General features: G+C 67.9%; 11 protein-coding genes. 8 read left to right on the forward strand and 3 right to left on the reverse strand.

Annotated features, from left to right (window positions below):
* Positions 1–113 precede the first annotated feature (113 nt).
* Genes ACIA49_RS13355 through ACIA49_RS13365 form a run of 3 tightly spaced genes read left to right on the forward strand, consistent with a single transcriptional unit; the run spans position 114 to position 3,093 of the window.
* Positions 114–1,148, forward strand: coding sequence for an AAA family ATPase (locus ACIA49_RS13355; RefSeq protein WP_396377404.1), 1,035 nt, complete (start codon positions 114–116; stop codon positions 1,146–1,148).
* Between the two features lie 29 nt (positions 1,149–1,177).
* Positions 1,178–2,140 carry a DUF58 domain-containing protein gene (locus tag ACIA49_RS13360; protein WP_396377405.1) on the forward strand — a complete coding sequence of 321 codons (963 nt, stop codon included), beginning with the start codon at positions 1,178–1,180 and terminating at the stop codon, positions 2,138–2,140.
* Complete coding sequence (locus ACIA49_RS13365) at positions 2,140–3,093, forward strand: VWA domain-containing protein (RefSeq protein ID WP_396377406.1); 954 nt, start codon at positions 2,140–2,142, stop codon at positions 3,091–3,093. Before ACIA49_RS13360 ends, ACIA49_RS13365 begins: the two co-directional genes overlap by 1 nt.
* An 11-nt stretch (positions 3,094–3,104) precedes the next feature.
* Here the strand turns inward: ACIA49_RS13365 and ACIA49_RS13370 are convergent, their stop codons facing one another.
* Positions 3,105–5,297 carry a glycoside hydrolase family 9 protein gene (locus ACIA49_RS13370; RefSeq protein ID WP_396377407.1) on the reverse strand — a complete coding sequence of 731 codons (2,193 nt, stop codon included), beginning with the start codon at positions 5,295–5,297 and terminating at the stop codon, positions 3,105–3,107.
* A 200-nt stretch (positions 5,298–5,497) separates the two neighbouring features.
* Here ACIA49_RS13370 and ACIA49_RS13375 point away from each other — a divergent pair, with 200 nt between their 5' ends.
* Genes ACIA49_RS13375 through ACIA49_RS13390 form a run of 4 tightly spaced genes read left to right on the forward strand, consistent with a single transcriptional unit; the run spans position 5,498 to position 9,606 of the window.
* Complete coding sequence (locus ACIA49_RS13375) at positions 5,498–6,772, forward strand: extracellular solute-binding protein (RefSeq protein WP_396377408.1); 1,275 nt, start codon at positions 5,498–5,500, stop codon at positions 6,770–6,772.
* Positions 6,769–7,728, forward strand: a complete 960-nt coding sequence (locus ACIA49_RS13380) for a carbohydrate ABC transporter permease (protein WP_396377409.1) — start codon at positions 6,769–6,771, stop codon at positions 7,726–7,728. The genes ACIA49_RS13375 and ACIA49_RS13380 overlap by 4 nt, the downstream gene beginning before the upstream one ends.
* Complete coding sequence (locus ACIA49_RS13385; protein ID WP_396377410.1) at positions 7,725–8,555, forward strand: carbohydrate ABC transporter permease; 831 nt, start codon at positions 7,725–7,727, stop codon at positions 8,553–8,555. The genes ACIA49_RS13380 and ACIA49_RS13385 overlap by 4 nt, the downstream gene beginning before the upstream one ends.
* A 40-nt stretch (positions 8,556–8,595) precedes the next feature.
* Positions 8,596–9,606, forward strand: coding sequence for a LacI family DNA-binding transcriptional regulator (locus ACIA49_RS13390; RefSeq protein WP_396377411.1), 1,011 nt, complete (start codon positions 8,596–8,598; stop codon positions 9,604–9,606).
* Between the two features lie 220 nt (positions 9,607–9,826).
* On the opposite strand, the gene ACIA49_RS13395 is transcribed toward ACIA49_RS13390, so the two are convergent.
* The gene (locus ACIA49_RS13395) at positions 9,827–10,324 is read right to left on the reverse strand and encodes a DUF3145 domain-containing protein (RefSeq protein WP_132174216.1); all 498 of its coding nucleotides are present in this window, start codon (positions 10,322–10,324) and stop codon (positions 9,827–9,829) included.
* Positions 10,325–10,532: 208 nt separating this feature from the next.
* Here ACIA49_RS13395 and ACIA49_RS13400 point away from each other — a divergent pair, with 208 nt between their 5' ends.
* Positions 10,533–12,983: a right-handed parallel beta-helix repeat-containing protein gene (locus ACIA49_RS13400; protein ID WP_396377412.1), complete on the forward strand. Its 2,451-nt coding sequence runs from the start codon at positions 10,533–10,535 to the stop codon at positions 12,981–12,983.
* A 118-nt stretch (positions 12,984–13,101) separates the two neighbouring features.
* Here the strand turns inward: ACIA49_RS13400 and fabF are convergent, their stop codons facing one another.
* Entirely contained in the window at positions 13,102–14,337 is a 1,236-nt protein-coding gene (gene fabF / locus ACIA49_RS13405) for a beta-ketoacyl-ACP synthase II (RefSeq protein WP_396377413.1), read from the reverse strand.
* Positions 14,338–14,377: the final 40 nt, after the last annotated feature.

Raw genomic sequence — 14,377 nt, forward strand, 5'->3', positions numbered from 1 at the left:
ATGATGGGCGCGGTGGGCCGTGGAGCGGCGGACCCGCGGATCTGATGGAATGGCCGGTGTCGAACGCATCGGGGAGTGACAAGGTCCGCACTGTGGACCCCGGAAGGACAGGCATGACCGAAACCACTGTGCCGGCTGGATCGGTGGCGCAGCAGTCCCGGCTGATCAGCGAGGCACTCAGCGAGGTCAAGCGGGTGATCGTCGGCCAGGAGCACATGGTCGAGACGCTGATGGTCTCGCTGCTCGCCAAGGGTCACTGCCTGCTCGAGGGTGTGCCGGGCGTCGCCAAGACGCTCGCGGTGCGGACCTTCGCCTCCGTGGTCGGCGGCTCGTTCGCCCGGATCCAGTTCACCCCCGACCTGGTGCCGTCCGACATCGTCGGGACCCGGATCTACCGGCAGACCCGCGAGGCCTTCGACATCGAGCTCGGCCCGACCTTCGTGAACTTCGTGCTGGCCGACGAGGTGAACCGGGCCCCGGCCAAGGTGCAGTCGGCGATGCTTGAACTGATGGCCGAGCGGCAGGTCTCGATCGGCGGCCAGACCTTCCCGATGCCGAAGCCGTTCATCGTGATCGCCACCCAGAACCCGATCGAGTCCGAGGGCGTCTACCCGCTGCCGGAGGCGCAGCGGGACCGGTTCCTGGTCAAGATCGACGTCCCGCACCCGCGCGGGCACGAGGAGTTCGAGATCCTCCGCCGGATGAGCGTCGACCCGCCCGAGCCGCGGCCGGTGCTGCAGCCGGAGACGATCATGGAGCTGCAGCGGACCGCGGAGCAGGTCTTCGTGCACAACCTCGTCGCCGAGTACGCCGTCCGCCTGGTGATGGCGACCCGGACACCGACCGACTTCCACCTGCCCGACCTGGAGCCGATCATCGAGCTCGGCGTCAGCCCGCGGGCGACGCTCGGCCTGATCGCCGCCGGCCGCGCGCTGGCCCTGATCCACGGCCGCGACTACCTGCTGCCGAGTGACATCCAGACCGTCGCGCTCGACGTGATGGGGCACCGCCTCGGCCTCACCTTCGACGCGGTCGCCGACAACATCGACCCGCGCGCGGTGATCGAGCGCATCCTGGCCACCGTCCCACCGCCCCAGCCGGTCTGGCGCGACGGCAGTGACGGCCAGGGCCGCCCGGAGTTCGTCTAGTGGCCAACCGTCCCGACCCGCGAGCTGCGATGACGATCTCGCAGCTCGCGCCCGAGCGTGCGTTGCGACGGTTGGAGCTGACCGTCGTACGGCGTCTCGAGGGGTATCTGCACGGTGAGCACATGGGGCTGCTGCCTGGTCCCGGCACCGAGCTGGCCGAAGCACGGGAGTACCAGGTCGGCGACGACGTCCGGCGGATGGACTGGGCGGTGACCGCCCGGACGACGATCCCGCACGTGCGGGACCTGATCGCGGACCGTGAGCTGGAGACGTGGGCCCTGGTGGACCTGTCCGGCTCGATGAACTTCGGGACGTCGACGATGGAGAAGCGTGAGCTGGCCGTCGCGGCGGTGGCCACGATCGGGTTCCTGACCCATCGGCTCGGTGACCGCTTCGGCGGGCTGATGCTGCGGGACTCCGCACTGCGACGCTGGCCGGCGCGTTCCGGCCGCCTCGCCCTGTACGGGCTGCTCCGCGCTCTCCTGGCCGAGCAGTTCACGGCCGAGGCGTCCGCGCACCGCAGCGACCTTTCCGCGGCCCTGGAGTCGATGGCCCGGACACAACGCAAACGCGGCCTGCGCGTGGTGGTATCCGACTTTCTCACCCCTGAGGACGGCGAGATCGACAGCCGGTTCGAGCCGTCCTGGGAGCGGGCGATGCGCAAGCTGACCGCCCAGCACCAGGTGCTCGCCGTGGAGATTGTCGACCCGCGCGAACTCGAGCTGCCGAACATGGGCGTCGTGATGATCGGCGACCCCGAGACCGGCCAGGTCCGCGAGCTGGACACCCGCCGGCGCAAGGTCCGCGAGGCCTTCGCGACGGCGGCGCTGGCACAGCGGGAACGAACCCGGATCGCCCTGCGTAGGGTAGGTGCGGGCCATCTGGTCCTGCGCACCGATCGTGACTGGGTCGCCGACACCGTGCGGTTCGTGCTCGCCTACCGGCGGATGGCACCCCGCCTGCACCAACCGCCGAAGGGAGTGGCTCGCTGATGGAGTTCCTGTCTCCCAGCAGGTTGTGGTTCCTGCTGCTCATCCCGGCGGTCGTCGCGATCTACCTGTACCTGCAGCACCGCCGCGCGCAGTACGCGCTGCGCTTCACCAACATCGCCCTGCTCGACCGGGTCGCCCCGCGCCGGCCGCAGTGGCGCCGGCATCTCGCGGTCACCTTCGCGCTGCTGTCGGCGATCTCCTGCATCGTGGCGTTCGCGCAGCCCAAGGCCAAGGTCAAGGTGCCGCGCGAGCGGGCCACGATCGTGGTCGCGATCGACGTCTCGCTGTCGATGATGGCCACCGACATCGACCCGAACCGGCTCGAGGCGGCGAAGAAGTCGGCGAAGAACTTCGTCAACCAGCTGCCGGCCAAGTTCAACGTCGCGCTGGTCAACTTCGCCGGGTCGGCCTCGATCATCGTGCCGCCGACCACCGACCGGGCAACCGTGCTGCGGTCGATCGACGGTCTGGACCTGGCCGAGTCAACCGCGACCGGTGAAGGCATCTTCACCTCGCTACAGGCGCTCACCCAGGTCCCGCCGGACCCGGACCACCCGAACGACCCGGCTCCGGCCCGCATCGTGCTGCTGTCGGACGGCAAGCGGACGGTCGGGCGCACCGCGCAGGAAGGCGCCCAGGCGGCCAAGGCGAAGAAGACCCCGGTCTATTCGATCTGCTTCGGGACCGACTCGGGCTTCATCGAGATGGACGGGATCCGGCAGCGGGTGCCACCGGACCGGGCCGAGCTCCGCAGTGTCGCCGAGATCAGTGGCGGCAAGGCCTACACCGCGGAGTCGGCCGGTGAGCTGGAGGACGTCTACAAGGACATCGGCTCCTCGGTCGGGTACGACGAGGTGGACAAGGAAGTCACCTCCCGGTTCGCCGGCATCGCGATGCTGTTCACGCTGATGGCCGCCGGTGCTTGTGTCGCCATGGCTTCACGCTTTCCTTAACAACGCGGCCCTCAAGCCTCGTCCGCGTACGTCGTCAGCCAGGCCAGCGCCGAGTTCCAGTTGATCGCCACCTCGTTGGTCGAGTACGACCCGATCTCGTCGAGGTAGCACTTGGCCGGGGCACACCCGACGAGGTTGCGCTGGGCAACGGGATCCTGCAGGCCGGAGTTCGGACCACCGGCCAGGGATCCCGGGTACGGCGACGGCAGCGCCGGGTCCAGCGAGTGGGCCCAGAACCGGTGGTGCTGGTTGTGGCTGTTCCGCTCGCCGTACCCGGTCACGTAGGACTGGTTGATCGCGTTCCGCCCCAACAGGTAGTCCAGCGACTCCAGCGCCGCCGACTTGTACGACGATCGCCCGGTCAGGTCGGCCGCGATCGCGAGGATCATCGCGTTGTTCGCCGTACCGGAGTTGGATCCCCACACGTACTTGCCGTCGGCCGGCTTGTACGGGTTGGCGTAGCCCTGCGACCGCAGATCAGCGAGGTAGCTGTCGGCAACGGTCGCGATCCGGTGGATCAGCTTGAGCCGCTCGATGATCGGCAACCGCCAGGCGACGCGAGCCAGCGCCAGGTCCGCGAGCCCGCCGGTTTCCTGCCACGAGAATCCGTCCGATGCCTTCAGCACCGTCGTGATCTGCTTCTTGTACGACGCTTTGCCGGTCGCCGCGAAGAGTTCGGCCGCGGCCCAGGAGAACTCATCGGTCACCTTGACGTCGTCGTACGCCCCGCCGCCCACACCGCCGTCCGGCGCGTAGATCGCCGGGTGCTGCTGTGCGGCCTTCCACGCGGTCTGTGCGGCCGACAGGCAGCGTGACGCGAGCGCACGGTCCCAGCGGGCGTAGACACGAGCACAGCGCGCCCCGATGGCGGCAACGTTGAGGGTCGCGGCGGTCGACGGCGGGTAGAGGTACCGCTGCTGCGGGTCGGCGGCCGGTGCGAGTGCCAGCCCGGTCCAGGCGACGTCGTGGATCTTGTGGTGCACCATGCCGGCCAGCGGCTGACCCGCCGGGACCTGCATGCTGAGCAGGAAGTCGATCTGCCACTTCGCCTCGTCCAGCACGTCCGGCACCCGGTTCGTGTTCTCCGGGATCTTCAGGGTGGCGTTGTCGTCCGACTCCTCGTACAGGTCGAGCAGTTGCCAGGCCGCGAGCGCGCCGTTCACGACGTACTTACCGTGGTCGCCGGCGTCGTACCAGCCGCCGCGGACGTCGAGGCTGTAGTCGCAGGAGCCGGGGTAGCACGGGACCGAGGTGTCACCCTTGTTCGGCGCGACGCCGAGGTGACCGGCCGCGCGCGCCCACGCGGCGCCGACGTACTTGGCCTCGATCGGGATCCCGCTGCGGTTGTTGTAGAAGTACTCGAGCGAGTCCTGTCGCAGGGCGGAGTACAGGTTCTTCTCGATGTCGAACGGCTCGCTGACGTCGTCGCCGACCACCAGCGTGAAGCCAGTGCCAGAGCGCTTGTAGCTGCCGAAGTCGATCAGCTGCACGCTGTCACCCGACAGCGCATCCGGCCCGTACGGCGAAGTCTTGCCCGTGGCAACCGTCTTGTTGCCGGCGTCAACGAGCTTCCAAGGCAGGGGAGTGGTCGACGTCGTCACGTACGTCGCGCGGTGCGGACCGCTCGGCAGGTAGCCGAGCTGGTTGACCCGAACCGGTGAGCCGAAGTCCCGTACCCCACCAGGTGGCAGGACTCCGCCGGTGACCGAGATGTTGTCCAGACACAGCGTGTACGCCTCGTGCGGGCCACCGGCCTGGAACGACATCTGACCGTGCGTATCGGTGACGGGCGAGTTGCCCGTGAAGCTGAAGGTCTGCATCGTCGTACCGGCTGTGACGGTCTTGTTCATCACTGTGCCGTGCGGTGGCCCTTGCTGCTGCAGAACCGCCTGGAACTTGATCGGCTTGCTTGCCGACGCGTCGAACTTCAGCGTGTAGGGCTGCCCCTGCTCCAGCGGTACGTCGTCCTGGCCGATCATCGAGTCCCAGGGATTGACGGTGCCGGCCGGCACCTGGGCGCACAGCTGCCCGTCGGCGACCGTCGACGGCGTGGTCGAGCTGGTCCACCACGGCTCCTTCTCGGTGTCGAAGGTCCCGTTCAGGATGCGCTCGTACGGCGGATCGGCCGCGGTGGCCGTGGTCGGGACAAGGGTGGCGGCCAGGACGGTGAGGGCGGCGGCGACGGCGGATCGTCGTTCGGGCATGGAAGATGCCTCCGGAAGAAGCTGGGAGCGGTTGCAGGAACCGGACAAAATCTGCAGCCAGGGTGGCGCCATGCTCTCCAGGTGGAATCCTCGTGTCAAGACTGAGGCACAGGCGAAATGAGGGGTTCACAAATCTCTGGCAATCGCTTACCGTCTGCCTGGAAGCGCTCCCAGTTTCGACCAGTTTCGTGGAGGATCGGATGTCGGCAAAGTGGTGGGCAGCAATGGCCATAGGCCTGGTGGCGGTGGCCGGGTGTGGGGGCTCGGGCAGCGACGAGGCGGCCGACGGCACGATCACGCTGACCGTGAAGACGTTCAGCCAGTTCGGCTACGAGGACCTCTACACGCAGTACGAGGCGTCGCATCCGGGGATCAAGATCAAGGCCGACAACATCGCCAAGCTCGCCGACTACACGCCGAAGCTGCAGCAGTGGCTGACCGCGGGCAGCGGCGCCGGCGACGTGGTCGCGCTCGAGGAGGGCATCCTGGTCAAGCTGATGGCCAAGCCCGACCAGTTCGCGAACCTGCTCGACTACGGCGCCGCGAGCCTGAAGCCCAACTTCCTGGAGTGGAAGTGGAACCAGGCGCTGACCACGGACGGGTCGAAGCTCGTCGGTCTCGGCACCGATGTCGGTGCCCAGGGCATGTGTTACCGCACCGACCTGTTCGCCAAGGCCGGGCTGCCGACCGACCGCGAGAAGGTCGGTGCGCTGTGGCCGACCTGGGACGAGTACCTTGCCACCGGCAAGAAGTTCGTCGCCGCGAACACCGGTGCCGGCTACTTCGACAGCTCCGGCGCGATCTACCAGAACATGCTCATGCAGCAGGGCGACACGACGTACTTCGATCGCAGCAACAAGTTGATCGTCGACAGCAACCCGGGCGTCCGTAAGTCCTGGGACCAGACGATCCAGATGGTCGACGCAGGCCTGTCCGGCAAGCTGCAGATGTGGAGCCCGGCCTGGAACGCGGGCTTCAAGAAGGGGACGTTCGCCACGATCCCGTGCCCGGCGTGGATGCTCGGCATCATCAAGGATCAGGCCGGTCCCGAGAACGCCGGCAAGTGGGACGTCGCCCGGGTGCCCGGGCAGGGCGCGGTCCGCGGTGGCTCGTTCCTCGCCGTACCGGCGCAGAGCAAGCACCCGAAGGAGGCCGCCGAGCTGGCCAAGTTCCTGACCAGCCCGGAAGGCCAGACCGCGGCCTTCAAGGCCAAGAACAACTTCCCGTCGGCACCGAAGGCCATCGACGACCCGGCGGTCTCCGGCGCGAAGAACGAGTACTTCAACAACGCGCCGGTCGGCCAGATCTTCGGCAAGTCCGCCAAGGAGCTGAAGCCGGTCTACCTCGGCCCGGACAACCAGCAGGTCGGTGACGCGATCGGTGATGCGCTGACCGCGGTCGAGCAGGGCAAGCTCAAGCCGGACGAAGCCTGGGCCAAGGCACTGGCCGACTCTCAGCGAGCCGTCGGCAAGTGACCACCGAAACCCCTGTCCGTCCGGCGCGCGGGATCACCCCGGCGCCGGACGGCTATCGCCCCGGCCGGTGGAGCCGGTTCGATCTGCACGGTTCGCCGTACGTGTTCATCGCGCCGTTCTTCCTGCTGTTCACCGCGTTCGGTCTCTTCCCGCTGATCTACACCGCGTGGGTGTCGCTGCGGTCCTGGGACCTGACCGGTGACGCCGGGTTCGTCGGGCTGGACAACTACAGCCGGCTGCTCGGTGACCCGGACTTCTGGAACGCGCTCGTCAACACGCTCGGCCTGCTCGTCCTCGCGACCGTCCCGCAGTTGCTGCTCGCGTTGATCGTCGCGGCACTGCTCAACCGGCCGCTGCGAGCACTGCTCTTGTTTCGGCTCGGTGTTCTCGCACCGATCGTCACGTCGGTCGCCGCGGTGGCGATCGTCTTCGGTCAGCTCTACGGCCGCGACACCGGGCTGGTGAACGGCCTGCTCGGACTGGTCGGCGTCAGCCCGGTCGACTGGCAGGCGAGCAAGCTGACCTCCTGGATCGCGGTCTCGAGCATGGTCAACTGGCGGTGGACGGGGTACAACGCCTTGATCTACCTGGCCGCGATGCAGGCGATCCCGCGGGATCTCTACGAGGCCGCGCAGATCGACGGCGCCGGCGCGGTCCGGCAGTTCCGCAACATCACCGTGCCGCTGATCCGGCCCGCCCTGATCTTCACCGTGGTGATGTCGATCATCGGCGGGATGCAGTTGTTCACCGAGCCGCTGCTGTTCGGGCAGGGCGATGTGTCCGGTGGCAGCCTGCGGCAGTTCCAGACGATCGCGATGTACATGTTCGAGCAGAGCTTCCAGAACTTCGATTACGGGTACGGCTCCGCGGTCGCCTGGATGATCTTCCTGCTCACCGTGCTCGTCGGCGTCGTCAACCTGCTGATCGGCCGCCGGCTGCGGGGAGGCACCCAGTGAGGCAACAACGCAATCCGCTCGTCTACCTGACGCTGCTGGTCAGTCTGGTCCTGTCGATCTTCCCGCTCTACTGGCTGTTCGTGGTGGCGACCCGGTCCAATGATGTGGTCGGTCAGTTTCCGCCGCCGCTGGTCCCGGGCGGCAATCTCGGTGCCAACCTCCAGCGGCTGTTCGGCCCCGAGGCCGAGGAGGCGCACTTCGCCCGCGGCCTGCTCAACTCCGCGATCGCATCGGTCTGCGTCACGATCTCGGTCGTGTTCTTCTCCTCGCTGGCCGGTTTCGCGTTCGCCAAGCTACGGTTCCGCGGCCGCAACGCGCTGCTCATCTCGGTGCTCGCCACGATGATGGTGCCGGTGCAGATGGGCATCGTCCCGCTCTACATGGTGATGGTGAAGCTCGGCTGGCAGAACCACCTGCAGGCGGTCATCGTCCCGTTCCTGGTGTCGGCCTTCGGCGTCTTCCTGATGCGCCAGTACGCCGAACGCGCGATCCCGGACGAGTTGATCGAAGCGGCCCGGCTGGACGGCTGTACGACGTTCGGTCTGTTCGTGCGAGTGGTGTCACCGGCCCTGCGGCCGGGCGCCGCCGTACTGGGGCTGTTCACGTTCATGGGGACCTGGAACGAGTTCCTCTGGCCGCTGGCGGTGATGGAGGCGGACAACCCGACCGTCCAGTTCTCGCTCAGCCAGCTCGCCACGCAGTACTACACCGACTACACGCTGATGTTCACCGGGACGCTGATCGCGACCGTGCCGTTGCTGCTCGTCTTCATCCTCTTCGGACGGCAGCTGATCAGCGGCATCATGGACGGCGCTGTTCGGTCTTGATGCCATACCCTCTATCCACTCCATCAACGAAGGATCGCCCGTGACCCAGCAGGCCAGACGGCAAGTGACACTCGACGAGGTCGCCGAGCGTGCCGGGGTGTCCCGGTCGGCGGCGTCCCGGGTGATCAACAACGCGCCGCATGTCAGCCGGGCGAAGCGAGAGGCCGTGCAGCGCGCGGTGAGCGACCTCGGTTATGTGCCGAACGCAACGGCTCGCGCGCTGGCCACACAGCAGGTGGGCGCCGTCGTACTGGCGATCTCCAGCGACAACCCGCAGGTCTTCGCCGACCCGTTCTTCGCCGAGGTCGCGGTTGGCGTGAACTCGGTGCTCGAGGAGACCGAGCTGGAGTTGGTGCTGCAGTTGGCGACGTCGACGCGCGGTCAGACCCGGCTCGAGCAGGTGCTGCGCACCCGGCAGGCCGACGGCGTGATGCTGATGTCGATGCACGGTGACGATCCGATCGCACGGCTCGCCGAGGAGTCCGACCTGCCAGTCGTCTTCGGTGGTTCGCCGGTGAGCTTCGAGCCCAGGTACTACGTCGATGCGGACAACCGTGGTGGTGCGCGGCTGGCCACTGAGCATCTCGTCGCGACCGGCCGGACCCGGATCGCCACGATCACCGGCCGGATGGACGAGGGTGCGGGGACGGCGCGCTACAAGGGTTACCAGGAGGCGCTCGCGATGGCCGGGCTGGCGGCGAGCCGTGTCGCGTACGGCGACTTCAGCGAGGAGAGCGGTGGGCGCGCGATGGAGCAGTTGCTGGCCGAGCACCCGGATCTGGACGCGGTCTTCATCGCTTCGGACCAGATGGCGATCGGCGCGATGCGGGCGCTGAAGGACGTGGGCAAGTCGATTCCGGGCGATGTCGCGCTGGTCGGCTTCAACGACGTCATCCTGGCGCGGCACACCGATCCGCCGTTGAGCACGGTCAGCCAGCCGATCCAGTCGCTCGGCCGGGAGATGGCGCGGATGCTGCTCGCGCTGATCGCGGGGGAGGCGCCGACCCCGCTGATCCTGCCCACCCGCCTGGTTCATCGGGCCACCAGCTAAGGGTCCCCACACGCACGAAGGGCGCGGATCCTGTCCCGAGGATCCGCGCCCTTCACGTGGTGCGGCCGCTGTTTGTAACCACCGGGGGTGTCCCGACACCCGGTGGCCCAGCGGCCACGGCCCCTCCACCCTTGTGGAATGTCTGATGCTCACTCTGCCCGAAAAGTTCGGGGTTTGTCTGTGCCTTTCAAAGCTTTCTTCTCAAGTTCTCAGGAACCGTTTAGACGACCTGGTGCAGCCAACGCACCGGAGCGCCGTCTCCGGCGTACCGGAAGGGTTCGAGCTCGTCGTCCCACGGCCGGCCGAGCAAACGCTCGACCTCCTCGGTCAGGTCCGCTTCGCCGGTCGCGGCCTTCAGCATCGCTGCCTTCAGCCGCTCCTCGGGCACCATGATGTCGCCGTGCACCCCGGTGGTCGCGTGGAAGATTCCGAGCGTCGGCGTGAACGAGTAACGCTCGCCCTCGACGCCGTTCGTCGGCTCCTCGGTCACCTCGAAGCGCAGCTTCTGCCAACCGCGCAGAGCCGATGCGAGCTTCGCCGCCGTGCCGGCCTCGGCCTGCCAGGACAGTTCGGCCCGATACGTGCCTTGAGCCGCGGGCTGCGGCGTCCAGTCGAGTTTCACAGGCACACCAAGTACGCCGCCAGCGGCCCACTCGACATGCGGACACAACGCTGACGGCACCGTGTGGACGTACAAAACGCCACGAGTCGTCGCCACCGGGACCTCCTGTGTTCGAGGGGCGCCTTCCCCAGCGATCTCGAGCACAACTCTGGCCATCCCAGCAGAGCAACTGGGTCCATCTTGCACCACGACCCCCTCCAACACCAGTAACCTCGCCATGTCAACCACATCACTGCTGTGTCGCAGGCTTCGTGCAGGCTCGAAATGGTGGCGGGGTTTCGGGCACTTTGTCAGGGTGCGGGGCATGAGACGCCTCGGAGTACTGGCTCTGCTTGTCGTATCCGCCCTGCTCGTGCCCACGTCGGCCAACGCGGCTGCGGCGACCACCTACTACGTGGACCCGGCGGGCAACGACGCCGCGGCCGGCACCAGCACGGACACTGCGTGGCGGAGTCTGGCCAAGGTGAACGGGACGACGTTCGGACCGGGCGACCGCATCCTCTTCAAGGCGGGCGCGCGCTGGACCGGGCAGTTGTGGCCCAAGGGCTCGGGTTCGGCCACCGCGCCGATCACGATCGCGTCGTACGGCGGGTCCGGGCGACCGGGGATCGACGGCGCGGGCCAGGTGGGCGACACGGTCTATCTGGAGAACCAGCAGTACTGGGACATCACGAGGCTCGAGGTCACCAACGACTCGCCGGCGCAGGCCGAGCGGCGGGGGATCCGGGTCCGCAACAACACGGGTGGACGGCTGACCGGCATCCACATCTCCGATGTCGACGTCCACAACGTGAAGAGCGAACTCGGCCGGTACTACGGCCTGAACGCCGGGATCGCGGTCGTCGCCGACGTGCCGTCGTCCGCGTGGAACGACGTACGGGTCACTGGGAACACGGTGCGTACCGTCGAGCGGATCGGCATCTTCGTCGGGCCGACGGAACAGACCGGTGACCTGGGCAACTATCCGAACTTCCCGAAGTCCAACGGGGTCGAGATCGACCACAACGTGCTGAGCGACATCGGGATGGACGCCATCCTCACCTTCGTGACGCAGTCACCGCTGATCCATCACAACAAGGTGAGCGGACACTCGCAGCGTCGGTCGGTGTGCGGAGGTGACGGGCGGTACTGCAACGGCGCCTCGGTGGCGATCTGGATGGCCGAGTCCGATGGGGCGCGGGTCGAGTACAACGAGGTCTCGGGTGGCGGGGTCCGCGGCGCCGAGGGGCGCGACGGGCAGGCGTACGACGTCGACTGGGGATCGGACGACGTGACGCTGCAGTACAACTACAGCCACGACAACCGGGCCGGCTTCCTGCTCGTCACCAAGGGCGCGGTGACCGGGACGAGCATGCCGGACGGCAACAACGTCGTGGTCCGGTACAACGTCAGCGAGAACGACGGCTACTGCTTCGTCTGCTTCGGCCTCGACGCGTTCATCGCACCGAAGCCGCTGCGCTTCGAGAACAACGTCGACTTCGTCGGCTCGGCGACGGAACGCACGCAGCTGGTCTCCGACTTGAAGAACCCGGACGGATTCATCGAAGGCCCGTTCACGATGACCAACAACATCTTCGTCAAGCTCGGAGCGGCTCTGAAACACCCGCCGACCCAAGGGGGCGTCTTCCGCGGCAACGTCTACGCAGGCAACCACGACCGGCCGCCGTTCGACCCCGACGCGCTCACCACGCCACCGCTGTTCGTTGCCCCCGGCACCCTTGACGGCTACCGCGTCCACACCGGTTCCCCGGTGCTCGGCAGCGGCGTACCGGTCCCTGATCAGCCACCTGTCGACCTCTACGGCAACCCCATCGGTACGACGCCGCGCGGGGTCGACGCCGGTCCCGGAGTCGGCCCGTCGGTGGCGGGGAACCTGGTGTCGAAGGCTTCGTTGGTTCCGTCCAGCACGTTGGAGAACTACCAATGGTCGTCGTACGCGGCGCAGGACGGTACCCATGGCTCGACCCCGGTCACCCTCGGCTGGACGAGCAACAACACGCTGGCCACTGACCACTCCGAGTCGCTCGAGGTCCGGTTCCCGAGCCGGCGCTACTTCGACACGATCAACCTGTTCCCGCGCACCGACCCCGGTCACGAAGGCCAGGGCTTCCCGAAGGCCTACGGCGTGGAAGTCTGGGACGGCTCCCGCTGGATCTCCGTTGCCGAGCGCAACGACCAGCCCGACCCGGGCACCGCAGTACAGCAGGTGACCTTCCCGACCCAGTGGACCGACCGCGTCCGTGTCGTCGGTCGCTCGCTTCGCCCCAACCCCACCGAGAACAACGTTTACCGGATGCAACTCGCCGAACTGGAGGTCCGCAACCAGTCAGGCCCGCAGCTGACGGCCTCCAGCTCCTACGAAGCCCCCGGCTCCGGCTGGGACCTCCTCAACCTGCTCGACGGCGCTCCCACCGGCTGGTCCTCCAACAACCAACTCACGGTCGACCACGCGGAGTCCGTCGAGCTGTCCTACCCCACCGCTCGCACCCTCAGCACCATCACCCTGACCCCGCGCACCGACGCCCCCAACACCGGCTACGGCTACCCGACCGACCTCACCCTCGAGTCCTGGACCGGCAGCGCCTGGCAACCCCTCCTCACCAAAACCGCACTCCCACGCCCCACCACTCCCCAGACCTACACCTTCACCCCCACCACAACCACCCGCCTCCGCCTCACCGGCACCCACCTCCGCCCCAACCCCAACGACCACAACACTTACCGCCTCCAACTAGCCGAACTGACCACCAACTGAGCCGGCAAGAGATAAGGGATGGTCGCCGTGTCTCGCCCCTCCTCCCGACCTGGGCCGAGGGAAATGGCAACGCCCGCTCCTCCCGGGATGGGGGGAGCGGGCGTGGGGTGGTGCTGGGTCAGACTGTTTTGAAGGCGATGGCGGCGTTGTGACCGCCGAAGCCGAAGGAGTTGTTGAGGGCCGCGAGGTCGCCGTCGGCGAGTTTGCGGGGCTCGGTGGCGATGTCGAGGTCGATCTGGTCGTCGAGCTTGTCGAGGTTGATCGTCGGCGGGACGATGCGGTGGTGCAGGGCGAGCACGGTCGCGATCGACTCGACCGCGCCGGCGGCGCCGAGCAGGTGCCCGATCATCGACTTCGGCGCGGTGGCGACCGCGTGGTCGGCCTCCTTGCCGAGGGCGAGGCGGATGGCCAGGGACTCGGCGATGTCGCCCTGCGGGGTGGAGGTGGCGTGGGCGTTGATGTGCATGACGTCGGCCGGGGTCAGGTCACCCTCGATCAGCGCCCGCTCCATCGCGCGCCGCGCCCCGGAACCGGTCGGGTCGGGCTGCGCGATGTCGTGGCCGTCGGCGGAGATGCCGGCGCCGGCGAGCTCGGCGTAGATCTTCGCGCCGCGGGCGACGGCGTGCTCGTAGGACTCCAGCACCAGGATGCCGGCGCCCTCACCGAGCAGGAATCCGTCGCGGTCGGTGTCCCACGGCCGGGAGGCGCGCTCGGGCTCGTCGTTGCGCTTGCTGAGCGCCATCATCTGGCTGAAGGCGGCCAGCGGCAGCGGCATGATCGTGCCCTCGGTACCACCGGCCAGTACGACGTCAGCGCGGCCGAGCCGGATCTGGTCCAGGCCGAGCGCGATCGCCTCGTTGCCGGAGGCGCAGGCCGAGACCGGGGTGTGCACACCGGACTTGGCTCCGAACTCGAGACCGACGTACGCGGCCGACGAGTTCGGCATCAGCATCGGGATCGCCAGCGGCGAGACGCGGCGCGGGTTCTTCAGCAGCGCGTCGTAGTTGTTCAGGGTGGTGTGCAGGCCACCGATGCCGGTGGCGACAGCGACTCCGAGCCGTTCCTTGTCGAGCCCGGCGTCCTCGAGGCCGGCGTCGGCCCAGGCTTCGCGGGCCGCGACCACGGCGAGCTGTGCGTTGCGGTCGAGGCGGCGGGCCTTCACGCGCTCGATGATCTCGGTCGGCTCGACCGCCACCGGGGCTGCGATCTGCACGGGCAGGTTCTGCACCCACTCGTCGGTCAGCAGGCGGGCGCCGGAGCGACCGGCCAGCAGGCCTTCCCAGGAGCTGGCCACATCGCCGCCGAGCGGGGTGGTGGCTCCGAGCCCGGTGATCACGACTCGGGTCTTCGACATCTGTACCTCATCCTTCACGAGATCGGGGAACGGGAGGGCC

This window comes from Kribbella sp. NPDC051587 (assembly GCF_044453945.1).
GTDB lineage: Bacteria > Actinomycetota > Actinomycetes > Propionibacteriales > Kribbellaceae > Kribbella.